The 614-nt window shown below is 78.2% G+C and carries 1 pseudogene; it reads left to right on the forward strand.

The features are described 5' to 3' along the window. Window positions 1-614 (forward strand): annotated as a pseudogene (locus GB864_RS18055) (hypothetical protein); the annotation flags it as partial.

A 614-nucleotide genomic window follows, 5' to 3' on the forward strand; every position in this document is an offset into this window, starting at 1 on the left:
CGGGCTCGCCCGGCTCGGCCGCGCGGGCGCCCGGCCGGATGCGGCGATCGCCTCCCCGGGGTCGGCCGCGCGGGCCGACGACGGGGCGCCGGAGGACGGCGGCCTCCGCACCCTCGGCCTGCAGTTCGAGCCGCGGCGCAAGCTCGTGCGCCGGCCCGGCCAGTGGCAGGGACCGCGCGACGAGCCCGCGCAGCGAGCCGTGCATGTCGACCGCATCGGCCTGCGGCCCATGGTGCGCAGCGACCGCGGGGCGTGGGTGAAAGACGGTCTCACCTGGCAGAACATCGCCTTCCAGGCGTCGGCGGCCCGCATCGACCCGGCGCAGTCGCGCTGGTTCGGCCAGTTCGCCGCCCTGAAATCCGCCGGGCCGGCGATCGGCGGGTACGGATCCGAGTGGCTGACGCTCGAGGAGTTCGACAGCCCGCTGCTCTGGGCCATGCTCGCGGAGGCGCAGCGGCTCGGCATCGCGCTCGTCGGCGGCGACGCCGTGCCCCGCGTCCAGCTCTCGGCTCGCGTCGAGGTCGGCTTCGACGTGCGGGCGACGGGGCCGGCGCTGACGGCCGCGGAGCCGGGCGCGGCGGCAGGGGCCGGCGACGCGCTCCAACCGCACCCCG

Source organism: Agromyces seonyuensis (assembly GCF_009789225.1).
Taxonomy (GTDB): Bacteria; Actinomycetota; Actinomycetes; order Actinomycetales; family Microbacteriaceae; genus Agromyces; species Agromyces seonyuensis.